General features: G+C 70.7%; 14 protein-coding genes. 7 read left to right on the top strand and 7 right to left on the bottom strand.

The features are described from left to right. Window positions 1–124: 124 nt before the first annotated feature. Genes CHR28_RS01425 through CHR28_RS01415 form a run of 3 tightly spaced genes read right to left on the bottom strand, consistent with a single transcriptional unit; the run spans window position 125 to window position 3,194 of the window. Window positions 125–952: a carbohydrate ABC transporter permease gene (locus CHR28_RS01425; RefSeq protein WP_094051537.1), complete on the bottom strand. Its 828-nt coding sequence runs from the start codon at window positions 950–952 to the stop codon at window positions 125–127. 5 nt (window positions 953–957) lie between these two features. Next, entirely contained in the window at window positions 958–1,911 is a 954-nt protein-coding gene (locus CHR28_RS01420; protein WP_094051536.1) for a carbohydrate ABC transporter permease, read from the bottom strand. Then, on the bottom strand, window positions 1,908–3,194 hold the full coding sequence (locus CHR28_RS01415) for an ABC transporter substrate-binding protein (protein ID WP_094051535.1): 1,287 nt from the start codon (window positions 3,192–3,194) through the stop codon (window positions 1,908–1,910). The genes CHR28_RS01420 and CHR28_RS01415 overlap by 4 nt, the downstream gene beginning before the upstream one ends. A gap of 260 nt (window positions 3,195–3,454) precedes the next feature. Here CHR28_RS01415 and yicI point away from each other — a divergent pair, with 260 nt between their 5' ends. After that, window positions 3,455–5,725 carry an alpha-xylosidase gene (gene yicI / locus CHR28_RS01410; protein WP_094051534.1) on the top strand — a complete coding sequence of 757 codons (2,271 nt, stop codon included), beginning with the start codon at window positions 3,455–3,457 and terminating at the stop codon, window positions 5,723–5,725. 102 nt (window positions 5,726–5,827) lie between these two features. On the opposite strand, the gene CHR28_RS01405 is transcribed toward yicI, so the two are convergent. Then, the gene (locus CHR28_RS01405) at window positions 5,828–6,844 is read right to left on the bottom strand and encodes a hypothetical protein (RefSeq protein WP_094051756.1); all 1,017 of its coding nucleotides are present in this window, start codon (window positions 6,842–6,844) and stop codon (window positions 5,828–5,830) included. A 452-nt stretch (window positions 6,845–7,296) separates the two neighbouring features. On the opposite strand from CHR28_RS01405, the gene CHR28_RS01400 reads away from it, so the two are divergent. Next, window positions 7,297–7,827 (top strand): hypothetical protein, encoded by a 531-nt coding sequence (locus CHR28_RS01400; protein ID WP_094051533.1) that lies wholly within the window; start codon window positions 7,297–7,299, stop codon window positions 7,825–7,827. Window positions 7,828–7,835: 8 nt separating this feature from the next. After that, window positions 7,836–9,155, top strand: coding sequence for a hypothetical protein (locus tag CHR28_RS01395; protein ID WP_143655761.1), 1,320 nt, complete (start codon window positions 7,836–7,838; stop codon window positions 9,153–9,155). A 49-nt stretch (window positions 9,156–9,204) separates the two neighbouring features. On the opposite strand, the gene CHR28_RS01390 is transcribed toward CHR28_RS01395, so the two are convergent. Continuing rightward, window positions 9,205–9,906 (bottom strand): FadR/GntR family transcriptional regulator, encoded by a 702-nt coding sequence (locus CHR28_RS01390; protein WP_094051531.1) that lies wholly within the window; start codon window positions 9,904–9,906, stop codon window positions 9,205–9,207. Between the two features lie 237 nt (window positions 9,907–10,143). Here CHR28_RS01390 and CHR28_RS01385 point away from each other — a divergent pair, with 237 nt between their 5' ends. From CHR28_RS01385 to CHR28_RS01370, 4 genes are read left to right on the top strand one after another with little or no spacing between them, the layout of a single operon-like run. Beyond that, window positions 10,144–11,385, top strand: coding sequence for an aminotransferase class V-fold PLP-dependent enzyme (locus CHR28_RS01385; protein WP_094051530.1), 1,242 nt, complete (start codon window positions 10,144–10,146; stop codon window positions 11,383–11,385). After that, entirely contained in the window at window positions 11,382–12,683 is a 1,302-nt protein-coding gene (locus CHR28_RS01380; RefSeq protein ID WP_094051529.1) for an ABC transporter substrate-binding protein, read from the top strand. Before CHR28_RS01385 ends, CHR28_RS01380 begins: the two co-directional genes overlap by 4 nt. Window positions 12,684–12,685: 2 nt before the next feature. Beyond that, the gene (locus CHR28_RS01375; RefSeq protein WP_094051528.1) at window positions 12,686–13,669 is read left to right on the top strand and encodes a carbohydrate ABC transporter permease; all 984 of its coding nucleotides are present in this window, start codon (window positions 12,686–12,688) and stop codon (window positions 13,667–13,669) included. Then, complete coding sequence (locus CHR28_RS01370) at window positions 13,666–14,502, top strand: carbohydrate ABC transporter permease (RefSeq protein ID WP_094051527.1); 837 nt, start codon at window positions 13,666–13,668, stop codon at window positions 14,500–14,502. Before CHR28_RS01375 ends, CHR28_RS01370 begins: the two co-directional genes overlap by 4 nt. On the opposite strand, the gene CHR28_RS01365 is transcribed toward CHR28_RS01370, so the two are convergent. Both CHR28_RS01365 and CHR28_RS01360 read right to left on the bottom strand, forming a co-directional pair. Next, on the bottom strand, window positions 14,477–14,833 hold the full coding sequence (locus CHR28_RS01365) for a DUF4387 domain-containing protein (RefSeq protein ID WP_094051526.1): 357 nt from the start codon (window positions 14,831–14,833) through the stop codon (window positions 14,477–14,479). The two genes, CHR28_RS01370 and CHR28_RS01365, sit on opposite strands and share 26 nt — an antisense overlap. Then, window positions 14,826–16,211, bottom strand: a complete 1,386-nt coding sequence (locus CHR28_RS01360) for an acyclic terpene utilization AtuA family protein (protein WP_094051525.1) — start codon at window positions 16,209–16,211, stop codon at window positions 14,826–14,828. The genes CHR28_RS01365 and CHR28_RS01360 overlap by 8 nt, the downstream gene beginning before the upstream one ends. Window positions 16,212–16,292 lie beyond the last annotated feature (81 nt).

The raw sequence follows: 16,292 nt of genomic DNA, 5'->3' as shown, positions 1-16,292 counted from the left end.
CCCCTGAGGCCGCGTCCACCCGGTCACGCACGCGTATATCCCCTCGTCGCGCACCTAACCCTCACCCGCGGCGTGGCCCGGCGGCCCCTCCCGTCAGGCTTGCCACGGCGGCGACCGCGGGGACTCACTTGACCGAACCGCCGGTGATGCCGGCGGCGATGTACTTCTGGGCGAGGACGAGCAGGATCGCCGCCGGGACCGCGGAGAGCACGGACGCGGCCATCACCGAGCCCCAGTCGCCGACGTGCGCGCCGATGTACTGGTAGATGCCCAGCGTGACGGGTTTGACGTCGTCGGTGGTGTTCAGGGTGAGCGCGAACATGAAGTCGCTCCAGGAGAACAGGAACGCGAACAGCCCCGATGTGATCAGCGAGTTGCGGCTCATCGGCAGCACCACCGTGAGGAACGTGCGCAGCGGCCCGGCCCCGTCCATCTGCGCGGCCTCGATGACCTCGCCGGGGATCGACACCATGAACGAGCGCATCAGCACGATGGAGAACGGGATGCCGAGCGAGGCGTCCGCCAGCATCAGGCCGGCGTAGGAGTTGACCAGGCCCAGGTCGACGTACGAGGTGTACAGCGCGTTGGCGACGACGATGCCCGGCACCATCTGGGTGATCAGCGTGCCGAACACGATGGTCTTCGAGCCGCGCAGCCCGAACCGCGCCAGCCCGTACGCCGCGGGCGCCGCGATCGCCAGGCAGATCAGCACCGCCCCGAGCGACACCGCCAGCGAGGTCAGCAGGTTGCCGCCCTGGTCGCCGATGGCCTTGGCGAAGCCGGACAGGTCGAGCGAGCCCGGTACGGGGTCGACCTCCAGCAGGCCCGAGGCGGGCTGGAGCGCGGTGTTGACCATCCAGTACAGCGGGAAGAGCATGACGCACAGGATCAGCGCGCCGGCGACGGTGGAGCCCCAGCGGCGCCGTGCGGCGGCGGTCGGGTGGGAGGCCATGGACGTCACTTCCCCTCGGTGCGGTTGGCCCGCAGGTAGAACACCGCGAACACCGCGGAGATCAGGATGAGTACGTTGCCGACGACCGCGCCCGCCCCGAAGTCCAGTTGCACGAAGGAGTTCTGGTAGGTGAGCGTGCCGAGGGTCTGGGTGGCGTCGGCCGGGCCGCCGTCGGTGAGGGCGAGGATCAGGTCAAGGATCTTGACCGTCGACATGAAGCCCAGCACCAGTACGACCGTGACGACCGGCTTGAGCATCGGCAGCGTCAGGGAGCGGAACGTCCGCCAGGCGGAGGCGCCGTCCAGCGAGGCCGCCTCGTAGAGCTCCTTCGGGATCTCCTGGAGGCCGCCGTACAGCATGACCATGTTGAACGGGATGCCGATCCAGATGTTGACCAGGATCACCGACAGCAGTGCCGTCTGCGGATCGGTCAGCCAGGGCGTGTGACCGCCGATGCCCACGATGTCCAGGAACGAGTTCAGCACGCCCGTGTCCTGGTCGAGGATGCGGCGCCACACGATGCCGGACACCACCATGGGCACCAGCCAGGGCAGCAGGATCAGGGACCGGAGCACCCCGTTGAGGGGGAAGCGGCGGCTGAAGAACACCGCGAGGGCCAGGCCGACGCAGAACTGGCCGAGCAGCGAGCCCGCGGTGAACACCAGGGTGTGCCACAGCGCCTTGCCGAACAGGGCGTCCTGGAAGACGTCGGCCCAGTTGTCGGTGCCGTTGAACGGCGCCTCGCCCGTGAAGAACGTCCTCGGCGTGTAGTCCTGGAAGCTCATCACGACGTTGCGGACGAGCGGGTAGCCGAAGAACAGCAGCATGAAGACGACCGCGGGGGCGACGAACCCCCACTGGGCGATCCGGCGCCGGCGGCGCAGCCGGGCCGGGTCCGGCGCGGCGGGCGGCTTCGGTGCCCGGCCGGTGGCCGGGGCGGTGACGGTGGACGTGGTCATGTGCGCGTACCTCGGTTCCCGCTCGTCGCCCGCTGCTGGGCGCGCCTGAGTGCGGCCTCGCTGGACTGCCCGGTCAGGGCGGACTGGAAGGCGCTCTGCAGGGCGAGCGACACGCTCGACCAGCCGGCGCCGAGCTTCGCGGTCCGCGACCGGGCGGCGGCCACCTGGTCGGCCAGCGCGTCCAGTTCCGGCACCCGCTCGCGCCACACGGCGGCGGCCTTCGCATGGGCGGGCACCATCCAGCTGTTGAGCGCGTAGGTGAGCTGCTCCTTCTCCCCGGCCAGACAGGCGACGATCCGGCCGGCCGTCCTCTGCCGTGTCTCGTCACCGGTGTCGGGCACGGTGAGCACGGCTCCGCCGAGCGGGCCGACCGAGTCCGCGCCGGTCTCGGGAACAGGGATCCGCGCGATGCCCCAGTGCAGGGACTTCTTGGTGTTGAGCGTCTCCACCTGCCACGGCCCGTTGATCATCATGGCCGCGTTGCCGGCCATGAACTGGTCGTTGACGTCCGCCTGGGTCCAGTTGACGGTCGACTTCGACAGGGAGCCGTCCGCGAGCAGGGCCTTCCAGTAGTCCAGGGCCTCGACGACCCGGGGGCCGTCCAGCTTCGTCTCGTCGCCGCCGTTGGACCACATGAAGGGCGTGAACTGGAAGACGCCGTCCTCGGCACCGCCCGCGCTGAGGGCGAGGCCGTAGCGCTTGCCCTGAGTGAGCTTCTTGGCCACCCGCCGCAGCTCCGCCCAGGTGGTCGGCACCCGGACGCCCGCCCGGTCGAGGGCGTCCTGGTCGTAGAAGAGCGCGAGGGTGTTCACGGAGCGCGCGGCGCCGTAGTAGGTGCCCTGGTAGGAGCCGAAGTCGACGATGCCGTCGGGGATGTCCTCGGTGCTCAGCCCGAGGGTCCTGAGGTCGGTCAGACCTCCGGCCTCGGCGAAGGTCGGCATCTCGGAGGCGTCGAACTGGACGATGTCCGGGAGGGACTTGGAGGACGCCATGCGCAGCGCCTTGGTCATCACCTGCGCCGCCGGGACGCTCTGCTGCTCGATGGTGACGCCCAGCCGCTCGCCGCACCGGGCCATCGCCTGTGCGTCCCAGCGGTGGTACGACTCGTCGGTCGAGGAGTTCATCACGGTGTACACGCCGGGGTCGCGCTGCTGGCCGCAGCCCGACAGGGCCGCCCCGGCGACCAGGGCGGTGACGGCGGCGAGCGAGGTTGCGGCTCTGCGGGATCGGCCGAGACCCTTGCGTTGAAGCGCTTCGACGACATGCGGCTCTTGCTGTGGCACTGCCGGCTCCTTCGCCGGTCGGTTTTGTTTGATGCCATGACTAATACGTCACGGCCCGGCCCGGGCGCTAGCCCTCAGCAGCCGTCGCCTTTCCCGACCGCCGGCTGAGCGTCGCGCCCGAAGCGGCAATCATCCCTGCTCAGAGCGGGAAAACCTGGACGAGACCCCTGGCGGACGGAGTCGGCTTGTGTACGATCAGCCTGCATGCGAGACGCCTGCCCTCCCCATCCGACCGCCCTCGCCCCCACCCAAGGAAGATCATGAAGTTCACCGACGGCTTCTGGCTCGTCCGCGACGGTGTGCAGCTCTCCTACGCCACTGAGGTCCGCGACGTACGCGTGGAATCGAAGCGCTTCACCACCCACGCCTCGGTCAAACGGGTCACACGCAGGGGCGACACCCTGAACGCGCCGCTGCTCACGGCCCACTGCTTCTCCCCCGCCGAGGGCGTGATCGGCGTCCGGATCACCCACCACGCCGGCAAACGCCACCCGGGCCCCGACTTCGCGCTCGCGGGCGCGGACGACGGTGCCGGCGAGGTGCGCCAGGAGGGCCCCGTCACGGAACTGACCAGTGGCCCCCTCACCCTGCGCCTGGACCGGTCCGCCCCCTTCACCCTCACCTTCCGCGACGCCGACGGGCGCGAGGTGACCCGGGCCGACGCCAAGAGCACCGCCTTCGCCACCACCGGCGACGGCGCCCACCACCTGCTCGCCCGGCTCTCCCTCGGCGTCGGCGAGCAGATCTACGGGCTGGGCGAGCGCTTCACCCCGTTCGTCAAGAACGGCCAGGTCGTGGACGTCTGGCAGGCGGACGGCGGCACCAGCAGCGAGCAGGCGTACAAGAACATCCCCTTCTACCTGTCCTCACGCGGCTACGGCGTCTTCGTCAACCACCCCGGCAAGGTCTCCTTCGAGATCGGCTCCGAGTCGGTCGGGCAGGTGCAGTTCAGCGTCGAGGACCAGACGCTGGAGTACTACGTCGTCGCCGGCCCCACCCCCAAGGACGTCCTGTCGCGTTACACGGCCCTCACCGGCCGTCCGGCCCTGCCGCCCGCCTGGTCGTTCGGCCTGTGGCTGAGCACCTCGTTCACCACCGACTACGACGAGGCGACCGTGACGTCGTTCGTGGACGGCATGGCCGAGCGCGGCATCCCGCTGTCCGTCTTCCACTTCGACTGCTTCTGGATGCGCGAGTACCAGTGGTGCGACTTCACGTGGGACCCGGACGTCTTCCCCGACCCGGAGGGCATGCTCGCCCGGCTGAAGGAGAGGGGCCTCAAGGTCAGCGTCTGGATCAACCCCTACATCGCCCAGAAGTCCCCGCTGTTCGAGGAGGCCGCGGCCCTCGGGCACCTGGTCCGCCGACCGGACGGCGACATCTGGCAGTGGGACCTGTGGCAGGCCGGCATGGCCCTGGTCGACTTCACCAGCCCCGAGGCCCGCGCCTGGTTCCAGTCGAAGCTGAAGCCACTGCTCGACCAGGGCGTGGACTGCTTCAAGACCGACTTCGGCGAGCGCATCCCCACCGATGTCGTCTGGCACGACGGCTCCGACCCGGAGCGGATGCACAACTACTACAGCCACCTGTACAACCGGACCGTCTTCGAGCTGCTGGAGGAGGAACGCGGCCAGGGCGAGGCCGTGGTGTTCGCCCGGTCGGCGACCGCCGGCGGCCAGCAGTTCCCCGTGCACTGGGGCGGCGACTGCTGGTCCTCCTTCGAGGCCATGGCCGAGTCACTGCGCGGCGGACTGTCCCTGTCGCTGAGCGGTTTCGGCTTCTGGAGCCATGACATCGGCGGCTTCGAGGGCACCCCCGACCCGTCCGTCTTCAAGCGCTGGCTCGCCTTCGGCCTGCTCTCCTCCCACAGCCGCCTGCACGGCTCGTCGTCGTACCGGGTGCCGTGGGAGTTCGGCGAGGAGGCCGTGGACGTCGCCCGCCGCTTCACCCTGCTCAAGCACCGGCTGATGCCCTACCTCTACGGCGCCGCCGCCGAGGCCCACCGCACGGGCGTGCCGATGATGCGGCCGATGGTCCTGGAGTTCCCCGCCGACCCGGCCTGCCGCCCGCTGGACCGGCAGTACATGCTCGGCCCGGACCTCCTGGTCGCGCCCGTCCTCAGCGAGGACGGGGAGGTGGAGGTCTACGTCCCCGCGGGCACCTGGACCCACCTCCTCACCGGCGAGCGTGTCACCGGCCCGGCCTGGCGCACCGAACGGCACGGCTACGAAAGTCTGCCACTGTACGTCCGCGAGGGCGCCGTCCTGCCGCTGGCCGCGGACGACCGACGGCCCGACGGGGACTGGCTGGACCGCCCCACGCTGCTCGTCCACCCGTCGGCCGCACCGGCGTTCACCGCGGAGGTCACCGTGCCGGACCTGACCGGCGAGCCGGCGGCGACGTTCCGGGTACGCCGCGACGGCGACGCCCTGCGGGTCACCGCCGTGGGCACGGACCGGCCGTTCACCGTCCAGGTCGCCGACGGGGCGAGCGCGGAGGGCGTCGGCGAGGTGACGGTGCCGGTCGGGTGATCGCGGGGCGGGTCGGGTGGCGGTGCGGGTCGGGTGAGGGTGCCGGTCGGGTGACGGCGGGGCGGGGGCGGGACCGGGGAGGGTTCGGGGGCGTCGACCGCCTCAGGCCCCGCCACTGTCCGGTGCCATGTCGTCGGCCGGCTGTCGTTCCCGCCCGCCCGGGTGACGGTGCCGCCAGGTCCAGAACACCGCGCAGGACACCAGGGCCCAGCCGGTCAGCACCAGGAACGGGAAGGCGTGCTGGTGCCGGGCGAAGTACACCGCCGTGTGCTGGGCGTTGACGGAGGCACCGGGCGGCAGCCACCGTCCGATGACGCCCAGCGCCGACGGCAGCAGCGGCCACGAGACCGCGCCGCCCGAGGAGGGATTGCCCAGCAGGACCATCACGCCCCAGGTCGGCAGCATCGCCCAGCGGCCCACCAGGGTGTTGAACATCGTGAAGGTCATCCCGCTGGCGAACATCGTGAGCGCCAGGATCAGCCACGACTCCGTGAACGGCAGGTCGAGCGCGCCGAGCAGCCAGTCCACGGCCGCCGCGATGGCGAAGCCACCGAGCAGCGCGTAGGCGGCGGTGAAGGCGATCCGCTCCAGCGGGGTGAGGGCCCGCGCGTGCACACTGAGCTGGATCGCGCCGACGAAGCCGATGATCACCGCGGCGAGCGAGATGTAGAAGATCGCCAGCCCTCGCGGGTCGCCGTCCTGCAGCGGATTGACGTCCCGGACGGTGACCGACACCCCGACCGCCCGCCCCACCGCGGGGGCCGCCTGCTCCAGCAGCTCCGCCACCGAGGCGCCGGAGGCCGACGACACGTCCAGCAGTACGCTGCGCCCGCCGCCGCGCACCTCGAAGACCGCGAACACGCGCTGCTCCTCGACGGCCTCCAGGGCCGCCTCCCGCGAGTCGTAGGCCTCGGTGCGCATCGACGAGTTGAGCGCCTTGCCGAGTCCGGCGAGGAACGCCCGGCCCCGCTCCTCCTGGTAGGACCCGACGACGGCCGTCGGGAGCTGATGCGGGGTCGGATCGGCCATGGCGTAGGTGTACGACCAGGCGAACAGCCCGGCCGCCGCGGCCAGGATGAACACCAGCACGCTCGCCGGCCACCACGGCGCATCACGCAACCGGGCCCGGCGGCCCCGGGATGCCGTGGCTGCGTCGGGGCCGTCGTCGGCCGCATCGGAGTTGTCGTGCACGTTCACCCGTCCTCGGTCGTGCGGCGCCGGCCGCCGGCATCCGCGCGGGCCGGCCGGTCCGGCCGGAGCCCGGCGCAGCGGCATGAGCTCCGGCTCCATGGTCACGCGGCGGGCGGAGCGGTCCGGTCACCAACACCCGGCCCGGTCGGGTGAAGACCGCGGCGAGAGCGGACCTCGGCAGGCGCTCCCGCCACATGTCCCGCGCCGGTACTCCTGTCCCCTCGCCGTCGCTGCTGTCCCGCGCCGGTACTCCCCTACACGGTCCCCGGCCCCGTGACAGCACTTCGCCGGAAATCTCCGACGGCTTCGGCGGGGGCTGCGACGCTGGGGCTGCTGAGCGGGTGCGGCTCGGCCCGGGGGTTCGAATCAGTGGGGGGCGTATGCGGTGGACGTACGAGGTGCCGTCCGGGACGGCCACGCGACGGAATCGCTTCCGCATACGGTCGCTCTCCGCGCTGCTGCTGTGCGCCCTCGCCGCCTGCTCGGATCCCGGGGAGCAGAAGAACACCGGGCCGTCCCCTTCGCCCACCACGGCGGTCGCCGGGCCCCGGGGCCTGGTCGGTGCGTGGGAGAGCGCGCTGCCGGGGAGCAACACCACACTCGCGTACCGGTTCACCCAGGAGGGGACGTACAAGTACGTCGGTCTGCTTTCCTACCCGACGGGGGCGGACGGAACGTACGAACTCACCCGGATCGACCAGGGTCGGTACGAGGCGTCGGCGGACATGCTGACGCTCAAGCCCGACTCCTCGACCGTGACCCGGAAGAACCCCGAGAATCCCGAGCAGGATTACACGGACAGGCCGGCCCCGGTGGAGACGCAGCACTACCGGTGGACGGTCGCGGACCGGAAACTGTCGCTCGTCCGCCGGGACGGAACGCAGTTCGTCTTCACGTGGGTGTCGCCATGACCGATCCCATGACCGATCCCACGACCGATCCCACGCCTGCGGATCCCGACGGCACCGCTGCGCCACGGCGGCGGTTCTGTCTGCGGACCCGCGTCCAGTTCGGGCTGATCGCCGTCATCGCGCTGGCGACCATGCTGGCCACCTGGCAGTTCAAGCAGGCCGGTGACAGCTATCAGGACGCGGTCGCCGAGGAGCTGAAGCTGCAGACGGCGGTCCAGGAAGTGGCCCGGTACGTCTATGCCGACGAGGCGCCCCTCGCGTTCCGCGTGGCGGCGGCGGCCGCCCGGGCCGAGGCTCTCGGACCGCTCAGGGACGACGGCCGGCTCGCGGCATCGGAGTTCGCGCTCGCCGAGCAGGAGGCGGTCGCCTTCCAGGGCCGCGCCCGGCCGGAGAGCCTCGTCGGCAGTGACCGGTACCTGGACGCCCAGAGGGGCTACGACGTTCCCCGCCGCCTCGGCGATCAGGAAGAACGGCAACCCGCCGACCAGCGCCTCGCGCCCGGCGAGACCATGGCGGAAGGCGACCGCTGGGCGCTGTGGGGACGCGTCTCGCTGGCCTTGGCCGCTGCGGCGATCCTCGCGGCGCTGGCCGCCGCGAACGTCCTGCGTCCCGAGGCATGGCGGATCCCGCCACCGTCCGCCGGTGGGCCGCGCCGCCTCCTGCGCGGTATCGATCCCGTTCCGCAGCCGGCGACGGCCCCGCCGGACCGCCGCGGCGGCACGCGGCTGCACCTGCTCGCCGTCGGGCTGCTCTTCCTGCTGCCCCTGCTGCAGTTGGCGGCGGCCGGCGGCGAGCAGCGCGCCCAGGCCGAAGCGTCCCGGCACGCGCTGCGGCTCGGCGCCGCCATCGTGGCCAGCGGCCAGCGCTCGGCCTTTCTGACGCAGGCCGTCACCGCGTCACAGGCCGCCGACATCCATGCGGCCGCCCGCGAGATCGCGGTGCTGTACGAGAAGGACTCCCCCGCCGTGCGGCACGAACGGGCCGTGGCCGCGGCCGAGACGGACCATGCCTCCCGGCTGCGGGCGATGGCGGAGCACATGGGCCGGGCGCCCGAAGCGGCCGACGGGGTCTCCGCCGCGTCGGTGGCCGCCCTGCGGTCCGGGTCCGAGGACTGGCCGGGCATGCGGGCCGAGCAGAACCGGCACAAGGACCTGGCGGACGCGGCCGGGGACCGCGGGCTGTACCTGGCCGCGGCGGCGGCACTGGCGGCGGCCGCGGAGGTACTGGCAGCCGCGTTCCTCGAAGCCGGGCGGCTGTCCAGGATGGTCTGGCCGACGGGGCTCGCCGCGGTGTCGATCGGCGTCACGGCCTGGGCGCTGGTCGCGTGACCGGTGCCCCGTCCTGCCTGACCAGGACCGCCGAGCGCCCCGGGAGCCCTCAGTCCGCGTCGCCGGTTTCCTCCACCGGCGGCATGAACGCCCGTAGCCACCGCTCGGTCTGTGCGACGTGGGCCTGGGCCGCGCCGGCTGCCGCGACCGGGTCGTGGTCGGCGATGGCGGTGGCCAGGACGCGGTGGTCGTCGTCGCTCTTCCTGCGCAGCTCGGGGCCTTCGGGCAGGGTGAAGACCTGGTACTTGCGCGAGCGGGCGCGGAAGACCGCCAGGAGGGTGGCCAGCGTGGGGTTGCCCCCCACGCGGGCGATCTCCGCGTGGAAGCGGTGGTCCAGTTCCGACGCCTTGGCGGGGTCGGTCGTGGCCTCCATGTCCTCGATCAGCGAGAAGAGCGTGTCCACCGTCTCGGGTGTGCTGCGGGCCGCCGCCTGTGCGGCGACGTGCGCCTCCAGTACGCGCCGGATCTCGTAGACCTCCAACAGGCCCGACAGGGGCAGCAGTTCGAGGGTCAGCGAGAGGCTGCCGATCACGTCCTGGGGCCTCAGCTGGGAGACGTACGTGCCCGAGCCGTGGCGCGGCTCGATGACGCCCAGGGCGGCGAGCATCCGTACCGCCTCGCGCAGCGACCCCCGTGAGACGCCCAGTTCCTCGCAGAGCTCGCCCTCGGGCGGGATGCGCTCGCCGGGGCCGAGGCGTCCCGTGCCGATCATGTGCCGCAGGCCGTGGAAGGCCTTCTCGACTGCGGACATCCGTCCCCTTCTTCCTCCCCTGAACGGGTCGCGATCAGGCCGCGCCCCTCGGAGCACTGTAGCGAGGCCCTGCGGGTCGTCAGACGTGTCGGGTCGGTTTCCCCGGAAAGTCATCTGATGACTTTCACTGTACGACCCTTGTTTCCGCCGCAGAAGGTCGGCAGGATGCCCAGTCATCAGATGTGTCCGGCGGAGCGTGAGCCTCCGCAGGACCGCCCTGCCCAGATGTGGAGTCCTGTGAGCGAGACCGAGGTGACCATCGCACCGCGCCCCCTGCTGCTGGCGGACGGCAGGCCCGCCGACCGGGCCTGGTCGCTGGACCCTGTCCTCAAACACCTGAACCACGGCTCCTTCGGGGCCGTTCCGCTCGTCGCCCAGGAGCGGCAGGAACTGCTGCGCCGGGAGATGGAGCGCTCACCGGTCGTGTGGTTCCCGGCCCTGCCCCAGCGGCTCGCCGCCACCCGGGTCGAGATCGCCGACTTCCTGCGGGTCGACGTCGGCGATCTCGCCCTCGTGCCGAACGCCAGCGCCGGCGCGAGTGTCGTCTTCGCCGCCCTCACCCTCCGCCCCGGCGGGGAGATCGTCGTCACCGACCACGGCTACGGCGCCGTGACGATGGGCGCCGAGCGGCTGGCCCGCCGCTGGGGCGGCCGGGTCCGTACCGCCCGGGTGCCGCTGGACGCGGACGAGGACCGGGCGTACGAGGCGGTCGTCGCCGAACTCGGCGACGCCACGGAACTCGTCGTCGTCGACCAGATCACCTCGGCGACCGCGCGCCGGCTGCCGGTGGAACGCATCGGGGCGGAGGCCCGGCGGCGCGGCATCCCCGTCCTCGTCGACGGCGCCCACGCGCCCGGCCTGCTCGAAGCGCCGCTCGCCGGTGCCACGTACGACTTCTGGACCGGCAACCTGCACAAGTGGGGCTGTGCCCCGCGCGGCACCGCGGCGCTGATCGCCCGCGGCCCGCTGCGTGAGCGGCTCCACCCCCTGATCGACTCCTGGGCCGCGGCCGATCCCTTCCCCGACCGGTTCGACCAGCAGGGCACCGTCGACGCCACCGCCCATCTGGCCGCGCCGGCGTCCCTCGACTTCGTCGAGCGCACCTGGGGCTGGCCGGCCGCCCGCCGCTACATGGACGACCTGGCCGACTACGGCGCCCGGGTCATCGGGGCCGCGTTCGCCGAGGCGACCGGCGTGGACCCCTCGGCCGACGTCGGCATGCCCGTACCCGGCATGCGCCTGGTCCGCCTGCCCGACGGACTGGCCGCGGACCGGATCGAGGCCGACGCCCTGCGGGACCGGGTGGCCCGGGAGCTGGGCGTGGAGGCGGCCTTCACCAGCTTCGACGGCATCGGGTATCTGCGCTTGTCCGCCCACGTCTACAACATCGCCGCCGACTACGAGTACTTCGCCGAGGACTGCGTCCCCGTCCTCGGCGCGTGGGCACGAGAGAACATCGGAAAGAGGTCAGCACAATGAGAAGAAGGACGGCAGTCCTCGCGTTCGGCACCGCCGCCGCGACCCTCCTCACCGGCTGCTCCACCATGAGCCCCGAGGCGAGCGGCACGGTCACCCTCAACATGGTCGAGAGCCTGACCAACCCGACCCGCACCGACCTGCTCAAGGACCTCATAGCCGACTTCGAGCAGCAGAACCCCAAGATCAAGGTCAACCTGGTCTCCCCGCCCACCGAACAGGCCGACCAGAAGCTCCAGCAGATGCTCCAGTCCGGCAGCGGCGTGGACGTCCTGGAAGTCCGGGACATCACCGTCGGACCCTGGTCGAACAACGGCTGGCTGTACGACATGAGGAAGGACCTGGACGGCTGGAAGGGCTGGCAGGCCATGACGGAGAACGCCGTCAACGCCTCCAAGGACGCCGAGGGCCGCACCTACTTCGTCCCGTACGGCTTCTACGGGCTGAGCCTCTTCTACCGCACCGACCTGATCGAGAAGGCGGGCTTCGACAAGCCGCCGGCCACCTGGCAGGAGTTGCTGGAGCAGGCGTCCGCCATCCACGACCCGGGCGAGCGCCGTTACGGCTACGCCTTCCGCGGCGGCGCCAACTCCAACAGCAACGCCACCGCCGCCATCGAGGCCTACCTCGCCGACCAGGTCGACCCGGCCAACGGCTTCAAGCTGAAGGACGGCCGTACGATCTTCTCCGCTCCCGAGGCCGAGGACGCGATCGAGACCTACCTGAAGCTGTTCAAGCAGGCGTCGCCGAAGTCGTCCGTCTCCTGGGGCTATCCGGAGATGGTGGAGGCCTTCTCCAACGGCTCCACGGCCTTCCTGCTCCAGGACCCCGAAGTCATCGCCACCGTCTCGGAGTCGAAGTCGATCTCCAAGGAGCAGTGGGCCACCGCCCCGCTGGTGGCCGGGCCCGGCGGCAAGACCGTGCAGCCGCTGGCCACCGCCGGCTGGGGCGTCACCAAGGGCAGCGGCCACAAGGCCGAGGCCGTGAAGCTGGTCGAGTTCCTCTCCCAGGGCGAGGCGTCGACGTCGTTCACGAAGAAGAACAGCCTGGTGCCGATCCTCAAGTCCGCGGTCAGCGACCCCTTCTACAAGACGGGTCCCTGGTCGAGCTACGTCACCATGACCGAGCAGCCGGACAAGTACCTGGTCGTCACCCAGCCGCGCGGCGTGAGCTGGTGGGCCGAGTGGCAGCAGAAGGCGGACGCCGACGTGCAGAAGCTGATCCTCGGCAAGACGACGCCGAAGCAGCTGCTCAAGGGCTGGGACGCGTACTGGACCGAGAAGTGGCGGCAGGAGCAGTAGGCATGTCCGTCACCTCCACCACGACGTCGAAGACGTCGACGACGGGTACGGGGGAGGCCTCCGGCAGGAGGGGTCTCCCCCACGGGGACAGGCGCAGGCGCGAGTTCACCACGCGTCGCGGTCTGACCATCGCCGCGTTCATGGCGCCGGCCGCGGTCTTCGTCGCGGTCTTCACCTACTACCCGGTGCTCGCGGGCGGCCAGATGGCCTTCCGCAACTGGAAGTTGACCGACCTGACCGACACGTCCTGGGTCGGCCTGAAGAACTTCGGCGACGTGTTCGCCGACCCCGCCTGGGGCACCGTGCTGGGCAACACCGCCGTGTGGGTCCTCGGCTCGATCGTCCCGCAGCTGCTGATCGGCTTCGCCCTCGCGCTGTGGCTGCGCCGGCGCTTCCGCCTGCGCGGCCTGTACCAGGCGCTGATCTTCTTCCCCTGGGCGATCTCCGGGTTCCTGATCGGCATCCTCTTCCGCTGGCTGTTCAACAGCGAGTTCGGGGTCGTCAACGACCTGCTGCAGAAGGCCGGTCTGATCGACGAGCCGATCGCCTGGCTGGCCGACCCGAAGACGGCGATGGTCGCCGTGCTCATCGCCAACATCTGGTACGGCGTCACCTTCTTCACCATCATGATCCTGGCCGCGCTCCAGTCGATCCCCGACGAGCTCTACGAGGCGGCGGCGCTGGACGGCGCCGGCAAGGCCCGCACCCTCTTCCAGATCACCATCCCCTACATCCGCACCACCCTGGCCCTGACCGTGCTGCTGCGGGTCATCTGGATCTTCAACTTCCCCGACCTGATCTTCGGCATGACCGGCGGCGGGCCCAACAACGAGACGCACATCGTGACCACGTGGATGATCAAGATCACGCAGCAGGGCGACTACGGCAGGGCCTCCGCGCTCGGCCTGCTCGTGGTGGCCGCGCTGCTGGTGTTCGCGGTGTTCTTCCTCATGGCCACGCGCGAGAAGAAAGGGGTGAGGTCGTGACCGGCAAGGGTTCGGTGGCCGGCCGGGCCGTCAAGTTCACCTTCCTCGGCGTGTGGCTGCTGTTCACCGTCTTCCCGCTCTACTGGATCACCGTCACCTCGCTGAAGGCGCCCGGGGACATCTTCCACTTCCCCCTGGCGTACTGGCCCGAGCGCTTCTCCCTGGAGAACTACCGCGGTCTGTTCGGCACGGCCGACTTCGGTACGTACCTCACCAACAGCCTCGTCGTCTCGACCGTGGCCGGTGTGACCGCCACGGCGATCTCGATGCTCTCGGCGTACGTGCTGGCCCGCTTCGAGTTCCGCACCAAGTCCGCCCTGCTGATGGCCGCGCTGGTCACCCAGATGATCCCGTCGTTCATCGCGCTCGGACCGCTCTACCTGCTGATGACCGACCTGAAGCTGGTGGACAACCGCTTCGGGCTGATCGTCGTCTACATCGCGGTGTGCGTCCCCTTCTGCACGGTGATGCTGCGCGGCTTCTTCGAGAACATCCCGGACGCGCTGGAGGAGGCCGCCATGATCGACGGCCTGTCCCGCTTCGCGGCGCTGTTCCGGGTGCTGCTGCCGGTGATGCGCCCGGGCATCATCGCCGCGTTCATCTTCAACTTCGTCAACTGCTGGAACGAGCTGTTCCTGTCGGTGACGCTCATGAACAGCGACAGCAACAAGACCGTCCCGACCGCGCTGAACGGCTTCATCTCCAGCTTCAACATCGACTGGGGCTCGATGTCCGCGGCGGCCGTGCTGACGATCGCGCCCACCATGCTGCTGTTCGCCTTCGCCAGCCGTCACATCGTCCAGGGGCTCACCTCGGGGTCGGTGAAGGGGTGAGAGCGGAGGAGGGCAGGGGCAGCAGCGCCAGCGGCACGTGGTGCTGACCGGAGTGGATGTCACGGTCGCGCAGCGAGGCCTGGGCGACGGGGCGCGGGAAGGAGATCTTGACGACGTTCAGCGACGGGATGCGGAACATCTGCACGTCGGCCGCGTCGACTCCGTAGAGGCGGGCGATCGTGCCCTCGTCGAGGAACGACTCGTCGGCGGCGACGCGGTATCCCTCCGCGTCGCGCAGGAACAGCTCCATGGTCACCCAGAAGGGCCCGGCGTTCTTGGACCGGACCTCGAACGCCAGGTCGCCCAGAGTGGTGGGGGTGGTCTCAGCCATGGTGGGGGACTTCCTCGATCTCGGTACGGAACATCTCGGTGGGGGTGCGCGTGTCGACGACGTGGTGGAGCACGAACTCGTACGCCGGGCCGCGCTCGACCTCGGCCGGTGACGTGGCGAAGGCCAGGCTCGGCAGGTAGTCCATGTCGGGCGTCGGCAGGTGCAGCAGCAACGGGTTGGCGATCTTCGCGACGGCGGTGGCGGTGCTCTGGTCCGGTGCGTTGACCAGGAGCATGGCTCCCACCTCGCGCGGCGGGCCCGAGGCCGGATCGAGCTCGCCGAGGATGGCGTTGTGGCCGTACAGGCGCAGGTCGAAGGCGTACTTGTCCTCGCTCAGGCCGATCGTCTGCGCCACCCGCTTCCTGATCATGGAGCGCAGCAGATCGGCCCAGTCGTCGATGTGCGCCAGGATGTGCGGGTCCCGGATCGCGCTGAACGACATCGTCTCGTAGCCGGTGATCCGGGCGCCTTCGAGCTTGATGGTGTGCTGGTCGGCGACCTCGAACCGCGAGCCCTCGACCCGCACCGTGCGCTCGTCCAGAGCGGTGTACTCGGCCTCGCCGACGTCCAGGGTGCCGTCCGGCTCCCGCATCCGGAACGGGTTCACCGTCTCGTAGAGCATGTGGGCGGCGACCAGGATCGGGGTGCAGGCGACCGTCGGATCGAGCGGTTCGATGGTGAAGCCGTCCGCGTCGACGGTAGCCAGCACGCCCCCCGCGCGCGGATCGCTCGTGCACTGCCCACCGCATTCGATGATCTTGGCAGCGTGCCAGGAGGGCCCGGCCGGCATGCCCTTCATCAGCGGGTAGGCGGCGGCGATGGCGGTGTCCGTGGCTCGTCCGGCGAGCACGACCTGGGCGCCGGCTTCGAGGGCGGCGACGATCGGCTCGTGGCCCATCGCGCCCACGATGTGCGTGCAGCTCCGCAAGGTCTCCGGCTGCAGTTCGCCCAGGGGCGGCAGGGCATGGATCCGGCCCTCGTCCAGGCGCTCCAGGAGTACTCCGGTGTCCTGCTCGCTGTAGATCCGCGCCACCCGCATCCGCAGTCCTTCGGCCGCCAGGATGTCGGCGACGATGCCGGCGACCCAGTCGACACCGGCGTCGGTTCCGCTGGTGCCGCACGAGCCCACGATCAGCGGGATCCCGGCGCCCGCCGCGGCCTTGAGCAGCACGCGGAGGTCACGGGCGACCGCCGCCCGGGTGGTCTTGGGCTGGGACGCGCCGAGGTAGTGCGGACCGGAGTCGGTGCTGCCCCCGTCGACGGAGATGACGTCGGCACCGAGCGCCAGACCTCGTTCGATCGTGGCCTCGGGAAAGCCGGCTCCGAGCATGCCGGTCGGTGCCAGGACCTTGACCTGGTCGACCCCTTGGTTCTCCATGGTGCTCCTTCTTCTTGGTGCCGGGCTCGTGGCTTGTGCCGGGCTCGTGGCTTGTGCCGGGCGCGCGGCTTGGTGCCGGGT

It is taken from the genome of Streptomyces sp. XY006 (assembly GCF_002237655.1).
GTDB lineage: Bacteria > Actinomycetota > Actinomycetes > Streptomycetales > Streptomycetaceae > Streptomyces > Streptomyces levis.
Note: the sequence above shows the minus strand (reverse complement) of the source record. Positions and strands in the feature narration are given on the sequence as shown.

What these genes read in the sequence shown, in the direction of transcription:
- yicI (WP_094051534.1), top strand. Translation starts at nt 3,455, where the DNA reads ATGAAGTTCACCGACGGCTTCTGGCTCGTCCGCGACGGTGTGCAGCTC.
- CHR28_RS01360 (WP_094051525.1), bottom strand. Translation starts at nt 16,211, where the DNA reads ATGGAGAACCAAGGGGTCGACCAGGTCAAGGTCCTGGCACCGACCGGC.
- CHR28_RS01390 (WP_094051531.1), bottom strand. Translation starts at nt 9,906, where the DNA reads ATGTCCGCAGTCGAGAAGGCCTTCCACGGCCTGCGGCACATGATCGGC.
- CHR28_RS01420 (WP_094051536.1), bottom strand. Translation starts at nt 1,911, where the DNA reads ATGACCACGTCCACCGTCACCGCCCCGGCCACCGGCCGGGCACCGAAG.
- CHR28_RS01375 (WP_094051528.1), top strand. Translation starts at nt 12,686, where the DNA reads ATGTCCGTCACCTCCACCACGACGTCGAAGACGTCGACGACGGGTACG.
- CHR28_RS01395 (WP_143655761.1), top strand. Translation starts at nt 7,836, where the DNA reads ATGACCGATCCCACGACCGATCCCACGCCTGCGGATCCCGACGGCACC.
- CHR28_RS01425 (WP_094051537.1), bottom strand. Translation starts at nt 952, where the DNA reads ATGGCCTCCCACCCGACCGCCGCCGCACGGCGCCGCTGGGGCTCCACC.
- CHR28_RS01380 (WP_094051529.1), top strand. Translation starts at nt 11,382, where the DNA reads ATGAGAAGAAGGACGGCAGTCCTCGCGTTCGGCACCGCCGCCGCGACC.
- CHR28_RS01400 (WP_094051533.1), top strand. Translation starts at nt 7,297, where the DNA reads ATGCGGTGGACGTACGAGGTGCCGTCCGGGACGGCCACGCGACGGAAT.
- CHR28_RS01365 (WP_094051526.1), bottom strand. Translation starts at nt 14,833, where the DNA reads ATGGCTGAGACCACCCCCACCACTCTGGGCGACCTGGCGTTCGAGGTC.